The sequence below is a fragment of the Enterobacter chinensis genome (genome assembly GCF_034008295.1).
In the GTDB taxonomy this organism is placed as follows: Bacteria; Pseudomonadota; Gammaproteobacteria; order Enterobacterales; family Enterobacteriaceae; genus Enterobacter; species Enterobacter chinensis.
On the sequence record NZ_JARDVI010000002.1, the window covers coordinates 648,899 to 665,619 of the forward strand.

Annotated in this window: 17 protein-coding genes; 12 read left to right on the plus strand and 5 right to left on the minus strand. The window is 57.1% G+C overall.

The features are described 5' to 3' along the window. Positions 1-6: 6 nt before the first annotated feature. Positions 7-570, minus strand: a complete 564-nt coding sequence (fimA, locus tag PYW49_RS08055; RefSeq protein WP_134348566.1) for a type 1 fimbrial major subunit FimA — start codon at positions 568-570, stop codon at positions 7-9. Positions 571-880: 310 nt separating this feature from the next. On the opposite strand from fimA, the gene folD reads away from it, so the two are divergent. From folD to PYW49_RS08080, 5 genes are all read left to right on the plus strand, one after another. Continuing rightward, a complete protein-coding gene (gene folD, locus PYW49_RS08060) occupies positions 881-1,747 on the plus strand; it encodes a bifunctional methylenetetrahydrofolate dehydrogenase/methenyltetrahydrofolate cyclohydrolase FolD (RefSeq protein WP_320386189.1) in 867 nt (288 codons plus the stop codon). A gap of 1 nt (position 1,748) precedes the next feature. Beyond that, positions 1,749-1,961: a ribosome-associated protein YbcJ gene (gene ybcJ, locus PYW49_RS08065; protein WP_010428256.1), complete on the plus strand. Its 213-nt coding sequence runs from the start codon at positions 1,749-1,751 to the stop codon at positions 1,959-1,961. Between the two features lie 283 nt (positions 1,962-2,244). Next, positions 2,245-3,744, plus strand: coding sequence for a PTS transporter subunit EIIC (locus PYW49_RS08070; protein WP_320386190.1), 1,500 nt, complete (start codon positions 2,245-2,247; stop codon positions 3,742-3,744). Positions 3,745-3,830: 86 nt separating this feature from the next. Further along, complete coding sequence (malI, locus tag PYW49_RS08075) at positions 3,831-4,847, plus strand: Mal regulon transcriptional regulator MalI (RefSeq protein ID WP_134348568.1); 1,017 nt, start codon at positions 3,831-3,833, stop codon at positions 4,845-4,847. Between the two features lie 72 nt (positions 4,848-4,919). Continuing rightward, positions 4,920-5,441, plus strand: a complete 522-nt coding sequence (locus PYW49_RS08080) for a metal-dependent hydrolase (RefSeq protein ID WP_320386191.1) — start codon at positions 4,920-4,922, stop codon at positions 5,439-5,441. A 90-nt stretch (positions 5,442-5,531) separates the two neighbouring features. Here PYW49_RS08080 and cysS read toward each other — a convergent pair whose 3' ends face one another. Further along, positions 5,532-6,917, minus strand: a complete 1,386-nt coding sequence (gene cysS, locus PYW49_RS08085; RefSeq protein WP_023334763.1) for a cysteine--tRNA ligase — start codon at positions 6,915-6,917, stop codon at positions 5,532-5,534. 174 nt (positions 6,918-7,091) lie between these two features. Between cysS and ppiB the strand changes: the two genes are divergently transcribed. The 6 genes from ppiB (at position 7,092) to mnmH (ending at position 11,564) form a co-directional block, all read left to right on the plus strand. Next, positions 7,092-7,586: a peptidylprolyl isomerase B gene (gene ppiB, locus PYW49_RS08090; RefSeq protein ID WP_010428247.1), complete on the plus strand. Its 495-nt coding sequence runs from the start codon at positions 7,092-7,094 to the stop codon at positions 7,584-7,586. Positions 7,587-7,589: 3 nt separating this feature from the next. After that, positions 7,590-8,312 carry a UDP-2,3-diacylglucosamine diphosphatase gene (lpxH, locus tag PYW49_RS08095; protein WP_320386192.1) on the plus strand — a complete coding sequence of 241 codons (723 nt, stop codon included), beginning with the start codon at positions 7,590-7,592 and terminating at the stop codon, positions 8,310-8,312. Between the two features lie 141 nt (positions 8,313-8,453). Beyond that, positions 8,454-8,663 carry a YdgH/BhsA/McbA-like domain containing protein gene (locus tag PYW49_RS08100; RefSeq protein WP_125914596.1) on the plus strand — a complete coding sequence of 70 codons (210 nt, stop codon included), beginning with the start codon at positions 8,454-8,456 and terminating at the stop codon, positions 8,661-8,663. A gap of 171 nt (positions 8,664-8,834) precedes the next feature. Next, entirely contained in the window at positions 8,835-9,344 is a 510-nt protein-coding gene (gene purE, locus PYW49_RS08105) for a 5-(carboxyamino)imidazole ribonucleotide mutase (RefSeq protein WP_320386193.1), read from the plus strand. Further along, entirely contained in the window at positions 9,341-10,408 is a 1,068-nt protein-coding gene (purK, locus tag PYW49_RS08110; protein ID WP_320386194.1) for a 5-(carboxyamino)imidazole ribonucleotide synthase, read from the plus strand. Before purE ends, purK begins: the two co-directional genes overlap by 4 nt. Before the next feature lie 85 nt (positions 10,409-10,493). Further along, on the plus strand, positions 10,494-11,564 hold the full coding sequence (gene mnmH, locus PYW49_RS08115; protein ID WP_320386195.1) for a tRNA 2-selenouridine(34) synthase MnmH: 1,071 nt from the start codon (positions 10,494-10,496) through the stop codon (positions 11,562-11,564). Positions 11,565-11,687: 123 nt separating this feature from the next. Here mnmH and PYW49_RS08120 read toward each other — a convergent pair whose 3' ends face one another. From PYW49_RS08120 to ybbA, 3 genes are all read right to left on the minus strand, one after another. Then, positions 11,688-12,833, minus strand: a complete 1,146-nt coding sequence (locus PYW49_RS08120) for a porin (RefSeq protein WP_320386196.1) — start codon at positions 12,831-12,833, stop codon at positions 11,688-11,690. 183 nt (positions 12,834-13,016) lie between these two features. Beyond that, positions 13,017-15,431 carry a putative ABC transporter permease subunit YbbP gene (ybbP, locus tag PYW49_RS08125; RefSeq protein ID WP_320386197.1) on the minus strand — a complete coding sequence of 805 codons (2,415 nt, stop codon included), beginning with the start codon at positions 15,429-15,431 and terminating at the stop codon, positions 13,017-13,019. Next, positions 15,428-16,114, minus strand: coding sequence for a putative ABC transporter ATP-binding protein YbbA (gene ybbA / locus PYW49_RS08130; RefSeq protein WP_320386198.1), 687 nt, complete (start codon positions 16,112-16,114; stop codon positions 15,428-15,430). The genes ybbP and ybbA overlap by 4 nt, the downstream gene beginning before the upstream one ends. Here ybbA and tesA point away from each other — a divergent pair. Further along, complete coding sequence (gene tesA, locus PYW49_RS08135) at positions 16,085-16,708, plus strand: multifunctional acyl-CoA thioesterase I/protease I/lysophospholipase L1 (RefSeq protein ID WP_166790924.1); 624 nt, start codon at positions 16,085-16,087, stop codon at positions 16,706-16,708. The genes ybbA and tesA overlap by 30 nt on opposite strands. The last annotated feature ends 13 nt before the right edge of the window (positions 16,709-16,721 follow it).

Consider the following 16,721-nt stretch of genomic DNA (forward strand, 5'->3'; position numbering starts at 1 on the left):
GAGGAATTACTCGTATTTCATTACGAAGGTGGCGTCAGCGTTTGCCTGGCCCGGCTCGGTGGTCGCAGCCGTTGATTTATAACGCGCGGTGAACTTCAGGGTGTTAGTCCCTTCGATCAGGTTCTGCGCGGCAGAGAAGGTTGCACCGTCCGGCGTCAGAACGCTGGATTTGCTGTCGAGGATCTCGATACCTACGCCTTTCGCGGTGTTGTCGTTGCTACCGGAGGTCACTGCCAGCAGAGTTTTGTCAGTTGGGTCGATCTGACCGGTGAACGCAACGGCGGCGGTTTTCGCTACCAGCGGATCGCAATCGTTCAGTTCAATGTTGAATGGAATATTGGAGGTGGTGTCGCCCACTTTAGTGAATTTCGCGGTACGATACTGACCCAGATTAACGGTCTGCTCGGAAGAATCAGTATTTACTGAACAAGCAGCATTAACCAGCTCACCTTTAAAATGTACGGTACCGCCATTTACGGAAACCGGGGTGGCAGGATCTGCTGCATTTGCGGCACCCGCAACCAGGGCCAACGTAGCAATAACAGTAGAAGCAATGTTGCTGAGTTTCATGTCTATTCCTTTAAAATGTAAATAACCCTTCCCGCGAATAATCGGGAATAAGAAATACGTTCAATTGATTAATTGAAAGCTTATTTCGGAGGAGACAAAGTAGCTCAGGACGCGTTTTTTAAATATGTCAAAACGCTGCCATTTCGCCAGGTCACATCCTAATCCCGCCTAAGAAATTGACCATCCGCTAAGAAGGGTTTTTGTGCCTCACTGATAAAAACGCGTAAAGGGTGACTGACAGCGGCGCTCGCTTCTGACAAAATACAGGCAATCCCCCCTTTCAAACGTTACAGACGGAATCTTCTCTCTGATGGCAGCAAAGATTATTGACGGTAAAACGATTGCGCAGCAGGTGCGCTCTGAGGTCGCGGAAAAAGTGAAGGCGCGTAAAGCTGCCGGAAAACGCGCCCCCGGGCTGGCCGTTGTGCTGGTTGGTAGCAACCCGGCATCGCAGATTTATGTCGGCAGCAAGCGCAAAGCGTGTGAAGAGGTGGGCTTCGTCTCCCGCTCTTACGATTTGCCGGAAACCACCAGCGAAGCAGAACTGCTGGAACTTATTGACACCCTGAATGCCGATAAAGAGATCGACGGTATTCTGGTTCAGTTGCCGCTGCCAGCAGGTATCGACAACGTGAAGGTGCTGGAGCGTATCGCACCGGATAAAGACGTTGACGGTTTCCATCCGTACAACGTTGGCCGCCTGTGCCAGCGCGCGCCGCGTCTGCGTCCGTGCACGCCGCGCGGTATCGTGACGCTGCTTGAGCGTTATAACATCGACACCTACGGCCTGAACGCCGTGGTTATTGGTGCTTCCAACATCGTGGGCCGTCCGATGAGCATGGAGCTGCTGCTGGCCGGTTGCACCACCACCGTCACCCACCGCTTCACCAAAAACCTGCGTCACCACGTAGAAAACGCCGATCTGCTGATCGTCGCGGTCGGTAAGCCGGGCTTTATTCCGGGCGAATGGATTAAAGAGGGTGCGATTGTCGTGGACGTCGGGATTAACCGTCTGGAAAGCGGCAAAGTGGTCGGCGACGTGGTGTATGAAGTTGCCGCGGCTCGCGCCTCTTACATCACGCCAGTACCAGGCGGCGTAGGCCCGATGACCGTTGCAACACTGATTCAGAATACGTTGCAGGCATGCGAAGAATATCACGACGTAGAGGACGCGTAAGATGGCGACTTTTTCATTAGGTAAACATCCGCACGTTGAGCTGTGCGATCTGCTGAAGCTGGAAGGCTGGAGCGAAAGCGGCGCGCAGGCGAAAATCGTTATCGCCGACGGGCGGGTGAAAGTGGACGGCGCGGTGGAAACCCGCAAGCGCTGCAAGATTGTCGCGGGCCAGACCGTGAGCTTTGAAGGACAGAGCGTGACCGTTACGGCCTGAGCCGTTTGACGCCCGGTGGCGCTGCGCTTACCGGGCCTACGTACCATCTCCGCTTGTAGGCCGGGTAAGGCGAAGCCGCCACCCGGCAATTTCTCTCACAATCCCCTCATACCCATCACGGTTATTTATCGATCAACTTCAAATAATCACTATTTCCTCTGTTGAAAAATGAAAATTCAGTTGCGCGTTTTTCACTCTTTGCCCACGATAAGTAGAACGTTCTACTAAAACGTTCTACTTACAATAACAGCGCCAAAAAAAGCGCTTCTCGGGGGAAATCAGCATGAGTCTGATATCAGGGTTTGTTAAATCGCTGTCTAAGTTATCGATGATTGGTCGCGCCTTAATGCTGCCAATTTCACTGCTTCCCGCTGCGGGCCTGCTGCTGGCCTTCGGCGATAAGTTTCATTTGCCGCTGATGATGAACGCGGGTGGGGTTATCTTTGATAATCTGCCGATGCTGTTTGCCATTGGCTCTGCCGTCGGTCTGGCATCGGAATCCGGCATTGCGGCGCTGTCTGCGGCGGTCTCGGTGTTTGTCACAAATATCACCATCAGCACCGTACTGAGCATCACGCCGGAAATGGCCTCTCAAGGCGGAAAATACGCCATGGTCGTCGGCATCCCGACGCTGCAGATGGGCGTCTTCGGCGGCCTGATCTGCGGTATTCTCGCAGCCTGGTGCTATAACCGCTTCCACACCATGCAGCTGCCGGAATTCCTCGGCTTCTTCTCCGGTAAGCGCTTCGTGGCGATTGCAACGGCGTTCCTCTCATTCCTGATGGGGCTGCTGCTGCCGTATGTCTGGCAACATATTCAGGCCGGTATCGACGCGCTCTCGGTGGTCGTTAACGGCGATAATCAGGCGGCATCGACCTTTATCTTCGGGCTGGTTGAACGCGCGCTGATTCCGCTCGGCCTGCACCATATCTGGTATCCGTCGTTCTGGTATTCGTTTGGGGACTACACCACCCAGGCAGGCCAGGTGATCCACGGCGACCAGACCATCTGGTTCAAGATGCTGGAAGAAGGGGTGAAATCCTTCAGCAGCGACACCTACCAGAACGCCGGTAAGTTCATGCAGGGTGAATTCCCGCTGATGCTGTTCGCGCTGCCCGCCGCGTGCCTGGCGATGTATCACGAAGCCCATACGAAGAATAAAAAAATCGCGGCCGGTATTCTGTTCTCCGCGGCGCTCACCTGCTTCCTGACGGGGATCACCGAACCGGTTGAGTTTACCTTTATCTTCGTGGCGCCGATTCTGTACGTCTTTAACGCCATCATGGCGGGTTTGGCCTACATGACCATGTATTTATTGCATGCGCATATCGCCAAGTCGTTCTCCGCGGGCTTTATCGACTACCTGTCATTCGGGATCCTGCCGTCCTTTAACGGTTACAAGACCAACTTCCTGAATGCCATTATCATCGGCATTCCAATGGGCTTGATTTATTACTTCACGTTCCGCTTTGTGATCCGCCGTTTCGACGTGAAAACGCCGGGCCGTACTGAGGTGACCGCCAACGCGGATGAGAAGTCTGACTCAGAACTCGCAACCGAGATCATCACCCTGCTGGGCGGAGCGCATAACATCGACTCCGTTGGCTCCTGTATCACCCGCCTGCGCCTGGAAGTGGCAAAAAGCGAGGTGGTAGACAGAGACGGACTGAACGGACTCGGCGCGCGCGGCGTGGTCTTCGTCGGCGACAACGGTATTCAGGTGATTTTCGGTGCCAGAGCACAGTTTATCGCCCAGACCATGTCCACCATGATCGGCAAATAATTAGATGCCTGAACGACGCGTCTCCTGTACGCTGGGAGACGCATTGTCGTATCTGGCTGATAATCGGTTAATTTCAGGGAGCGGTTTTGAAGAAAGTCAGCATTATTGATGTCGCAAAGCACGCGGGCGTTTCGGTCTCAACCGTCTCGCTGGTGCTGCGCCAGAAAGGGAAAATCTCAGAGGCAACGATCGGGAAGGTCAACGCTGCCATCAATACGCTGGGCTATGTTCATAACGTCGCCGCTGCCAACCTCCGCGCCAACACCTCCAACCTAATTGGTCTGATCCTCCGCGACTTTAGCGACAGCTTCTCCATCAAGGTGATGGCGAGCATCGTCCAGGAGCTGGAAAAACAGGGATATATGGTTTTTCTCGGCCAGCCGCAGAATGACGCTGACCATCTTGAGCGCTGTATGCTGTCGTTTAAGCAGCAGGGCGTCGCCGGGGTTATCTATCTGGCTTCGGACACCCGCACGTCCACCCTGCCGGAACAGATTCGCCACTGCCCGCTGCCGCTGGTGGTGGTCTCTCAGTCGCTACTGGATGAAAAATGCAACCTGGTGATGCGCGATAACCGTCAGGCGGCAAATCTGGCGGTGCGTTATCTTATCGAGCGCGGCCACCGCAATATCGCCTACATTGGCGGGCGTGAAGGCTGTCTTATCCGCGAGCAGCGTCTGCTCGGCTTTCGCAGCGCGATGACGCAAAACGGTCTGGTCTGGCGCGATGAATACTCGCCGGCCTGCAGCGATGATACGCTGGCAGCGGGTTTCGCCACCCGCCAGCTGCTGGAAAAAAACAACACCATCACCGCCCTGCTCTGCCACTCGCCGGATGCGATGATAGGCTCCATCTCCGGTATTCATCAGGTAGGACGTACGGTCGGTAAAGATGTGTTTCTGACGCAGCAGGTTGCGCTGGTCGGTTTCGAAGATATGCTGCACGTTAACCTCACCTCGCCGTCATTTACCTATGTCTCGTCCGCCAGCGAAGAGACAGGGCGTCAGGCGGCCGGGCTGATTATTCGCACGCTGAAGGAGCCGACGCTGCAAACGCAGCGTATTACGCTCTCCGGACAGCTTATCGCACGCGAGTCGGCGTAAATCAGAATTTAGCACGGGTCGGATGTGAAGCATTCACTGCTATAGTTCCATGATTTGCCACGGATAAATACGATGCCTACCGTTATTACTCACGCTGCTGTTCCGCTTTGCCTGGGCTTAGGTCTGGGAACAAAAGTTATTCCTCCCCGCCTGCTGTTCGCCGGAATTGTCCTCGCCATGCTGCCGGACGCCGACGTGCTGGCGTTTAAGTTCGGCGTCGCTTACGGCAACGTTTTCGGCCATCGCGGCTTTACCCACTCCCTGCTGTTTGCCTTTGTGGTGCCGATACTCTGCGTGTTGATCGGCCGACGATGGTTCAGGGCCAGCCTGACCCGGTGCTGGCTGTTTTTAACCATGTCATTGCTCTCGCACAGCCTGCTGGACTCAATTACAACAGGCGGGAAAGGCGTCGGCTGGCTGTGGCCGTGGTCAGATGAACGCTTCTTTGCGCCATGGCAGGTGATTAAGGTCGCGCCGTTTGCGCTGTCACGCTATACCACGCCGTACGGGCACCAGGTCATTCTCTCTGAACTAATGTGGGTGTGGCTACCGGGTGTGGTGCTGATGGGGTTGCTGTGGTGGAAACGGAGATAAAAGAAAAGCCGGGTGGCGGCTACGCCTTACCCGGCCTACGGTCGTGCTTTTGTAGGCCCGGTAAGCGAAGCGCCACCGGGCATTACAGACTTACTTACGGCGCCAGGTCGTGCCCTGCGGGCCGTCTTCCAGAATAATACCCATCTCGGTCAGACGGTTACGCGCCGCATCTGCCGCAGCCCAGTCTTTCGCCTGACGCGCTTCCAGACGCGCTTTGATCAACGCTTCAATTTCCGCCACTTCACCGTCGTCCGCCTGCGCACCGCTCTGCAGGAACACGTCAGGATCCTGCTCAAGCAGGCCAAGCACGGAAGAGAGCTTACGCAGATGGGACGCCAGCGCATTCGCCGCGGCCATATCTTCTGACTTCAGGCGGTTCACTTCGCGCGCCATGTCGAACAGCACGGAGTAGGCTTCCGGGGTGTTGAAGTCGTCGTTCATCACCTCAACAAAGCGTGCTTCGAACGCTTCGCCGCCTGCCGCAGGAACAGACCTGTCGGTACCGCGCAGCGCGGTGTACAGACGCTCCAGCGCCGAGCGCGCCTGTTTCAGGTTCTCTTCGCTGTAGTTCAGCTGGCTGCGATAGTGGCCGGACATCAGGAAGTAGCGCACGGTTTCCGCGTCGTAATACTTCAGCACGTCGCGCACGGTGAAGAAGTTACCCAGCGATTTAGACATCTTCTCGCGGTCAACCATCACCATCCCGGAGTGCATCCAGTAGTTAACGTACTCGCCGCCGTGGGCACAGGTGGACTGCGCGATTTCGTTTTCGTGGTGCGGGAACATCAGGTCCGAACCGCCGCCGTGGATGTCAAAGTGCTTGCCCAGCTGTTTGCAGTTCATCGCCGAACATTCAATGTGCCAGCCCGGGCGGCCTTCGCCCCACGGGGATGGCCAGCTTGGTTCGCCCTCTTTGGACATTTTCCAGAGCACGAAGTCCATCGGGTTGCGCTTTACGTCGACCACGTCAACGCGCGCGCCGGCCTGGAGCTGGTCCAGGTCCTGACGGGAAAGAGAACCGTAGGTGGGATCGGTCGGCACCGAGAACATCACGTCACCGTTGTCCGCCACATAGGCGTGACCGCGCGCGATCAGCTTTTCCGTGATCTCGATAATTTCGTGAATATGGTGGGTCGCACGTGGCTCGCTGTCCGGGCGCTGAATATTTAAGGCGTCGAAATCTTTGTGCATCTCCACGATCATACGATCGACCAGCGCAACAAAGCTTTCGCCGTTCTCATTAGCGCGCTTAATAATTTTATCGTCGATGTCGGTGATATTACGCACGTATTTCAGGGTATAGCCCAGAAAACGCAGGTAGCGCGAAACCACGTCGAAGGCAACAAAAGTACGGCCATGGCCAATGTGACAGAGATCGTAAACCGTAATACCACACACGTACATGCCGACTTCCCCGGCATGAATAGGTTTAAATTCCTCTTTTTGGCGCGTCATTGTATTAAAGATTTTTAACATCGAAGATTCCATGTAAACACGTGTGTGGTTGAAAACCGGGTATTCTACCCGTAATTCAAACCCGAAGCAGCACACAATGCAAGGTGATCGCATCCTGTGGTTATGCTATAACAAGCCCCTATATATGACCCGAACGCGGGTCGATGTACCACAATAACGGAACAGGATGCAAAAATGGTTACTTTCCACACTAATCATGGCGATATCGTAATCAAAACCTTTGATGACAAAGCGCCTGAAACAGTTAAAAACTTCCTGGACTACTGCCGCGAAGGTTTCTACAACAACACCATCTTCCACCGTGTGATCAACGGCTTTATGATCCAGGGCGGCGGTTTTGAACCTGGCATGAACCAGAAAGAAACCAAAGAAGCGATCAAAAACGAAGCGAACAACGGCCTGAAAAACACCCGTGGCACGCTGGCGATGGCCCGTACTCAGGCGCCTCACTCCGCGACCGCGCAGTTCTTCATCAACGTGGCTGATAACGACTTCCTGAACTTCTCTGGCGAAAGCCTGCAGGGCTGGGGCTACTGCGTATTCGCAGAAGTGGTTGAAGGTATGGACGTGGTTGACAAGATCAAAGCCGTTTCTACTGGCCGCAGCGGTATGCACCAGGACGTTCCGAAAGAAGACGTTGTGATTACAAGCGTGACCGTCAGCGAGTAATTCGTGGCGACACTCTTTATTGCAGATCTGCATCTGCAAACAGAAGAACCGGCGATCGTCGCCGGTTTTCTGCGTTTTTTACGCGGTGAAGCGAAAAGCGCCGACGCGCTGTACATCCTGGGCGATCTCTTTGAAGCCTGGATTGGCGACGACGACCCTAACCCGCTGCACCGTGAAATGGCTGCGGCCATAAAAGCGCTGGTTGAGTCTGGCGTCCCCTGCTACTTCATTCACGGCAACAGAGATTTCCTGCTCGGCAAGCGCTACGCCCGCGAAAGCGGTATGACGCTGCTGCCGGAAGAACAGGTGCTCGACCTCTACGGCCGAAAGGTGCTGATCATGCACGGCGATACGCTCTGCACCGACGATACCGGCTACCTGGCGTTTCGCGCCAAAGTCCACACCCCGTGGATACAAACGCTGTTCCTTGCTCTGCCGCTGTTTATTCGCAACCGAATCGCCGCCAGAATGCGCGCGGGCAGTAAAGCCGCCAACAGCAGCAAATCCATGACCATCATGGACGTTAACCCACAGGCGGTCGTCAGCGTGATGGAAAAGCATCGCGTCCAGTGGTTGATCCACGGCCATACCCATCGTCCTGACGTGCATTCCCTTATCGCCAACGGCCAGCCCGCACACCGCGTAGTATTGGGTGCCTGGCACAGCGAAGGATCCATGGTCAAAGTCACGCCTGAGGGCGTAGAGCTGATCGCTTTTCCGTTTTAATCCTCCCTCGCAACACTTATTCAAATTTACTGAATGATATCGGCAAATTGTTTTGATTTTAATCAGTCCGTGGTCGGTCTATTATTTATCACATCAGGGCAACACGCCCTATCCCAGATAAATTACTTAAGGAATACGACCATGAAATCCATCAAAACTTTCGTTGCAGTTGCCGCTCTTTCTCTGGTTTCTTTCGGTTCTTTCGCTCAGAGCGTGAGCGCAACCGGTTCAACCCTTGACCGCGCAGAAGCGAAAATTGCTGCACAGGCCGCTGAACAAGGCGCGTCTTACAAAATCACCAGCGCACAGTTCAACAACCGCGTGCACATGACCGCAGAACTGACTAAATAATGATTGCCGAACGACGAAAACAGACCGCCAGAATGCGGTCTGTTTTGTTATGAATGGATGGCAACAACGGCTCACCTTTTAACCGCGCAACCGTTTTCCTTGCCCGTATAACATGCTATTCTCTGTGCCCTCGAAAGCAGTGTGTTTCGCACCACAGGAGTTTTAAGACGCATGTCTTCCCGCAATAATCCGGCGCGTGTCGCCATCGTGATGGGGTCCAAAAGCGACTGGGCTACCATGCAGTTCGCCGCCGAAATCTTTGAAATCCTGAATGTTCCGCACCACGTTGAAGTGGTCTCCGCGCACCGTACACCAGACAAACTGTTCAGCTTCGCCGAAAGTGCCGAAGAGAACGGTTATGAGGTGATCATTGCCGGTGCGGGCGGCGCAGCACATCTGCCAGGCATGATTGCCGCCAAAACGCTGGTGCCGGTTCTCGGCGTTCCGGTACAAAGCGCCGCGTTAAGCGGTGTTGATAGCCTCTATTCCATCGTCCAGATGCCGCGCGGTATTCCTGTCGGCACGCTGGCGATTGGTAAAGCGGGTGCCGCAAACGCCGCCCTGCTGGCCGCGCAGATCCTGGCGAGCCACGATAAAGCGTTACATCAGCGCCTGGCGGACTGGCGTAAAGCCCAGACCGACGAGGTGCTGGACAATCCGGACCCGCGGGGTGCGGCATGAAGCAGGTTTGCGTCCTCGGTAACGGCCAGTTAGGCCGCATGCTGCGCCAGGCCGGTGAACCGCTGGGTATTTCCGTCTGGCCCGTCGGGCTGGATGCCGAACCTGAAGCCGTACCGTTCCACCAGAGCGTGATTACCGCCGAGATCGAACGCTGGCCGGAGACGGCCCTGACGCGCGAGCTGGCGCGTCACAACGCCTTTGTTAACCGCGATGTGTTCCCGATCATTGCCGACCGCCTGACGCAAAAGCAGCTGTTCGACAAGCTCGGCCTCGCGACCGCACCGTGGCAGCTTCTGTCCGATAAAAGCGAGTGGAATGACGTCTTCGCGATGCTGGGCGACCTGGCAATCGTGAAGCGCCGCGTGGGCGGCTACGACGGCCGCGGCCAGTGGCGTCTGCGCGCGAACGACACCGCCGAGCTGCCGGATGATTGCTACGGCGAGTGCATCGTTGAGCAGGGCATCAACTTCAGCGGCGAAGTGTCGCTGGTTGGCGCGCGCGGGCACGATGGCCGCACGGTGTTTTACCCTCTGACGCATAACCTGCATCAGGACGGTATCCTGCGCACCAGCGTGGCCTTCCCGCACGCCAATGCCGACCAGCAGGCGCAGGCGGAAGATATGCTCTCTGCCATCATGCACGAGCTGGGCTATGTTGGTGTGATGGCGATGGAGTGTTTTATCACCCCGTCCGGTCTGCTGATCAACGAACTTGCGCCGCGCGTGCACAACAGCGGCCACTGGACGCAAAACGGTGCGTCCATCAGCCAGTTCGAACTGCATCTGCGCGCCATCACCGACCTGCCGCTGCCGCAGCCGGTGGTGAACAGCCCGTCGGTGATGATCAACCTGATCGGCACCGATCTGAACTACGACTGGCTGAAACTGCCGCTGGTGCACCTGCACTGGTATGACAAAGAGGTTCGCGCGGGTCGTAAAGTGGGTCACCTCAACCTGAGCGACACCGACACGGATCGCCTGAGCGCCACCCTGGAAGCCATGATCCCGCTCCTGCCGCCAGAATATGCGAGCGGTATTGTCTGGGCACAATCAAAGCTTAACTAGTTCTCCCTCCGCCGGGGAGTTGACCTCCTCTTTCCCCGGCGTACAATTCCCGCCCATTGCTGCTTAGCTTTCTTCTGGAATACCCATGAACGATGGAACGGATTATCGCGCGATCCTCGCGTCTGATACCCCTTTAATCGACGTTCGCGCGCCGATCGAATTTGCCCAGGGCGCGATGCCCGCCGCCCTGAACCTGCCGTTGATGAATGACGACGAACGCGCCGCCGTGGGCACCTGCTATAAACGCCAGGGTCCGGACGCCGCGCTGGCGCTCGGCCATAGTCTGGTGAACGGCGATACGCGTGAGGCACGCATCAACGCCTGGCGCGAAGCCAGCCTTGCCCGTCCTGAGGGCTTTCTCTGCTGCGCGCGCGGCGGCCAGCGCTCACATATCTCCCAGGCCTGGCTAAAAGAGGCGGGTGTCGATTACCCGCTGATCCGCGGGGGCTATAAGGCCCTGCGCCAGACGGCGATACAGGTGACCATTGAGCAGTCGCAAAAACCGATGGTGCTTATCGGCGGCTGTACCGGAAACGGTAAAACGCTGCTGGTGAAGCAGCACGCGCAGGGAATCGATCTGGAAGGACTCGCGCACCATCGCGGTTCGTCGTTTGGGCGCACGCTGACACCGCAGCTATCCCAGGCAAGCTTTGAAAACCACCTTGCGGTCGAGCTGCTGAAAAAAGATGCCGCGCGCTGGGTGCTCGAAGATGAAGGTCGGATGATTGGCTCCAACCATCTGCCGGAATGCCTGCGCGATCGCATGGTTGAAGCCCCGATCGTCGTGGTAGAGGATCCGTTTGAAATTCGGCTTGAACGCCTTCGCGAAGAGTATTTCGACCATATGTGGGCCGACTTTTCTGCCGCATACGGCGAGGAAGCGGGCTGGAAAGAATACAGCGAGTACCTGCACCACGGCCTGTTCGCCATTCGCCGCCGTCTGGGGCTGCAGCGGTATGCAGAATTCACCGCGCTGTTAGATTCCGCGCTGTCAGAACAGCAACGCTCTGGCAGCACGGACGCGCACTTCAGCTGGCTTGCGCCGCTGCTGAAGGATTATTACGACCCGATGTATGGCTATCAGCTGGAGAAGAAAGCGGAGAAGATTGTGTATCGCGGGACGTATGGCGAGGTCGCTGACTGGCTTAATCGCTAAAAGAAAGCCGGGTGGCGAGTTAAAAGCAAAACGGCAACCAGGGTTGCCGTTTTTAATGTTTGTTCCCTCTCCCCGTGGGAGAGGGTCAGGGTGAGGGCATCAGACCGCACCCTACATGACGACTTAGAAGTCGTAACGCAGACGCACCAGGTTCATGTCGCCCAGGTCGTCGGTGCTGGAGGTGAACACGTGTTCGTAATCCACGCGGAAACCGTAATCCAGCTGGAAGCTGATACCCACGCCGTTGTCGATGCGCTGGTAGTTACGGCCGTTCACGTACTCAATACGGTCGCCCATGAAGTAAGGCTGGATGGATTTAACCGCGTACTGACCGATTGGGAATTTGTACCCTGCGAAGTATTCAATACCCCACGCATCACCCGCAAAGTAGTCGTTAACAGACACTTTTTTGGTGGTCAGGAAGTTCTGATACCAGCCGCCGCCTGCGGAGAAGGTCCAGTTATCCGGCGTCCAGCTCAGCGCGGTACCGAGGATGTTCTGGTCGTAGGTTTTGCTGTCGCCGTTGTCCGGGTTACGCATATCCGCACGGGTATAGTTCCACGCAGCGCCCCAGGTCAGATCGGTGGTCAGGTGGTAATCCACACCCAGTGAACCGCCGCCTTTACGCTTGTAGCGCAGGCCGTTGCCCGGCAGGTATTCGCTGTCTTCAAACAGGTAGGATGCATAGATATCGGCATCGCCCACGGTTTTCTTATATTTCAGCATCTGGCGTGAACGATAAGAACCGTCGTAGTCGCCGTTGATCCCGTTACCTGGTGCCTGACCAATCATGTCGTAGTCCCAGATATCGGTTTTCGCGCCAACCACATCATAGTAAACGCTGTTCTGTTGACCGAAGGTCAGCGTACCCCATGTATCGCTCTTCAGACCGGTGTAAAGCATACGACGCGTGGTGTCGTGTGCACCTTCGGCATAGTGGTTATCCCAGTTGAACAGCGCAGGGATGTTCACACCCAGCTCGTAGTAGCTGATCCAGCTGATGTCATCAAACAGGTAGTAATCTGCTGCGAAACGGAAACGGGTGCCGCCGTCAAAGCCGTTACGCTTGTAGGAACCTTTGTCGCCGTCACCGGTCATCATGTTGAACTGCGGACGGATACTGCCGCCCACGGTGAAGTTCAGGCGGCTCAGCGGATCGCCCGCCTGAGGATCCTGTTTAAGAACGGTAATTTCCGCCTGAGATGCGAAGGTTGTTAATGCCACTGCCGCGCCGATCGTTACCGCCAGCGCTGATTTTTTTATAGTCATTATTTTTCCTTAATAGACACGCTGCTAAATATTTAGCGAGTGAATATTAACTGGAAATAATCGGGCTGTGTGGACGGGTTTTTAATGTTTTGTGCTACTAAATGAGTGGGTATTATCACTTTGTGCTATTTAAACATTGCGCGCCGGCATTAAAACCCGGCGCGCAATTATCACTCTGGTAAATCAATTCGCAAACTGACGGAACAGGGCTTTACCCTTTAACAACCGCGTACCGAGCCAACCTCCGCAAAGAGAAAGCAGCACCGCGCCGCACAGAGGCAGTATCAACCAAAGGCGCCAGTCAGGCTCCCACGGGAAGTCGAACACTTTTGTCTGCAACACCGCCAGCGCCGTCTCTGCGCCAACGGCCGCCACCAGACCGGCCACCAGCCCCAGCAGCGCAAACTCGCTCCAGAGCGTCATCCGCAGCAACCGCTTACCGGCCCCCAGCGTGCGGTAGACCACCAGTTCCTGATGCCGCTGGCGCATACCCACCTGCACCTGGGCCAGCAGCAACAGTACGCCGCAAATCGTCACCAGCACCACCATCACCTCCAGCGCGCGGCTCACCTGCTCCAGCACCTGACCGACCTGCTTCAGGATCGCGCCGATGTCCAGCAGGCTGACCGTCGGGAATTCCCGGTTCAGCTGGGTCAACATACCGTTGCCGTTTTCCCAGCGGAAGCTGGTCAGCCAGCTCTGCGGCTGCCCGTCCAGCGCGCCGGGCGGGAAGATAAAGAAGAAGTTCGGCCGCAGGCTTTCCCAGTCCACTTTACGCAAGCTGGTAACCTTCGCGGTAAAATCCTGGGTATCGCCGGTAAAAGTGACGCTGTCTCCCGGCTTCACGTTCAGGCGCGTCGCCAGCCCCTCTTCCATCGACACCTCTCCCGCTTTCGGCGGCCAGGTGCCGGCGGTAATCGGGTTGTGATCCGGGCGTTTCTCCTGCCAGGTCAGGTTGAGCTCGCGGTTAAGCGACTCGTCCTTGCTTCCCTCCGTTGGCTGGCCATTGATCTGCGTCAGACGCGCGCGAACGATGGGATAGAACGACTCCGGGATAATATGGTGCTCAGACAGGAAGCCCTTCAGCGGCGTGACCTGTTCAGGGGCGATATTGATCAGGAAATAGTTCGGGCTTTCCGGCGGCAGCTGCTGCTGCCAGCGGTCGAGCAGATCGCCGCGCAGCACCAGCAGCAGGGCCAGCAACATAAACGACAGCGAAAAGGCCGAAAGCTGGCTCAGCGTAGACCAGGGCTGATGCAGCAGACGGTTGACGGCCAGGCGCACCGGAAGCGATTTTACCGTCAGTCGTTTCAGGACGCTGAGCAGTATCCAGCCCAGCACGCCGCACAGCAGCGCCAGCACAACCGCTCCGGCCAGCACCGCCCACAGCAGCGTACTGCCCCCCATCAGCCAGGCCAGCAGCCCCACCGCCACCGCCATAATCACCGGAAGGTAGAACTTCAGCGGCCAGACGTTCGCCACCACATCGTTGCGGAGCACGCGCAGCGGCTGCGTGGCGAGCAGCAGGCGGTAGGGCCGTAGCCCCACCAGCACCGAGATCACCGTCATCGCGCCCATCGCCCACAGCCACGGCCAGAAGCTGGCCGGCGGCAATGCGGCCGGGAGCACCGGTTTCAGCATCACCATCAGCAGTTTTTCAAACAGCAGCCCCATTATCCCGCCGGTCAGCGCGGACAGGATCAGTAGCATTAGCCACTGGCCGACAATCAGCTTACGCAGCTGCGCTCTGCCCGCCCCCAGGGTTTTGAGGATCGCCACCAGATCGTAGCGGCTGCGGCAGTAGTGCCCCATCGCCACGGCCACCGCCGCCACCGCGAGCAGCAGGGTTAACAGTGCCGACAGCAGCAGGAACTGCTGAGAACGCTCCAGAGATTTACCGAGCGCCCCCTCATCCTGCTCCAGCCCGTACCAGCGGTGCTCAGGTTTTAACTGCGGCAGAAGCCATTTTTCATAGGCATCAAGCTGGGCAGGCGTGCCGCCAAACTTATAGCGCCAGGTGACGCGGCTGCCCGGCTGTACCGCATGGGTTGCCGCGACATCCGCGGTGTTCATCAGCAGGCGTGGCGCAAGCTGGAAGGGATTAAAGCCGGAGTCGGGTTCCTGCACCACTTCCCCGGCGATCTTCAGCGTGGCATCGCCCACGTCGATACTGTCGCCGGTTTTCAGATTCAGGAGCGCCATCAGCCGCGGGGCCAGCAGCACCGTGCCGGGATCTGGCTTCAGACCGGGCGGGCTGGTCTGCAGTTCGCCGTACATCGGGTAGATGTCATCCACAGCTTTGACGCTCGCCAGCTGTGGCGTGTCGCCCGCGAAGGTCATTGTCTGGAAGGTAATCTGCTCTCCCACCTTCAGCCCCAGCGTGCGCGCCTCGTCAATCCAGCCCGGAGGAACGGCGCGCGAGCTTTGCAGCGCCCGGTCTCCCGCCATAAACTCCCGGCTCTGCTGGCTAAGCCCTTTTTCCATACGGTCGCTGACGCTGCCGAGCGCCAGCACGCAGGCCACCGCCAGGCTTAACGCCAGCCAGACAATCAGCAGCGAGGGCGAACGCCACTCGCGCCAGAACCAGCGGGTAATCATACCTCCTCCTGAAGCATACCGTTCACCAGCCGCAGGCGACGGTCACAGCGGGCGGCAAGCTGCGGATCGTGGGTCACGAGGATCAGCGTGGTGCCGTGCTCGCGGTTGAGCGAAAACAGCAGGTCCGCAATTCGGTCTCCGGTTTTACGGTCAAGGTTACCGGTGGGCTCATCGGCAAACAGCACTTCCGGGCGGCCGTTAAACGCCCGCGCCAGAGCCACGCGCTGCTGCTCACCGCCAGAAAGCTGTGCGGGAAGATGGTCGAGACGTTTCCCCAGGCCGAGCTGTTCCAGCAGCGCCTTCGCGTGAGCGCGGCTTTCACGGCTATTTTCACCGCGCAGAAGCGCCGGAAGTTCGACGTTTTCCAGCGCGTTCAGGGTCGGGATCAGCATAAAAGATTGAAAGACAAAACCAACGTGACGCGCGCGCAGCGCGGCCCGCGCCTCTTCATCAAGCTGATGCAGCGGTTGCCCGACAAGGTTGACTTCGCCGCTGCTGCCATCGTCCAGACCGGCCAAAATCGCCAGCAGCGTGGACTTACCGGAACCGGATTCGCCAATCAGCGCGATGGTTTCGGCGCGTTTGACAACGAGTTCAACTCCAGTAAGGATGGAAAGCTCGTGTTCCCCCTGACCGACGGACTTCTTAAGATGATGAACTTCAACACTGTTTTCCGCTGGCATTTGCCCTTCCTGTTTTTGATTCTGATGACCTTCCGCGCGGCGGCAGCGGACACGTTACTGGTTCTTGGCGACAGCCTGAGCGCGGGCTATCGCATGGCGGCCAGCGCGGCCTGGCCCGCCCTGCTCAATGACAAATGGCAGAGCAAGACGTCTGTAATCAACGCCAGCATCAGCGGCGATACCTCTCAGCAAGGTTTATCGCGCCTGCCCGCGCTACTCAAACAGCATCAGCCGCGCTGGGTGCTGGTTGAGCTTGGCGGTAATGACGGCCTGCGCGGTTTTCAGCCTCAGCAAACGGAGCAAACGCTGCGCACCATTTTGCAGGACATCAGGGCGGCAAACGCCCAGCCGCTGCTGATGCAAATTCGCCTGCCCGCCAACTACGGTCGTCGGTATAATGAGACCTTTAGCGCGATCTACCCTAAGCTTGCCAAAGAGTTTGATATTCCGCTGCTGCCATTTTTCATGGAAGAGGTCTATCTCAAACCCCAATGGATGCAAGACGACGGGATCCACCCCAATCGCGATGCTCAGCCGTTTATTGCCGACTGGATGGCAACGCGGCTGGCTCCTTTAGTTAACCATGACTCCTGATTAAGCGGAGATC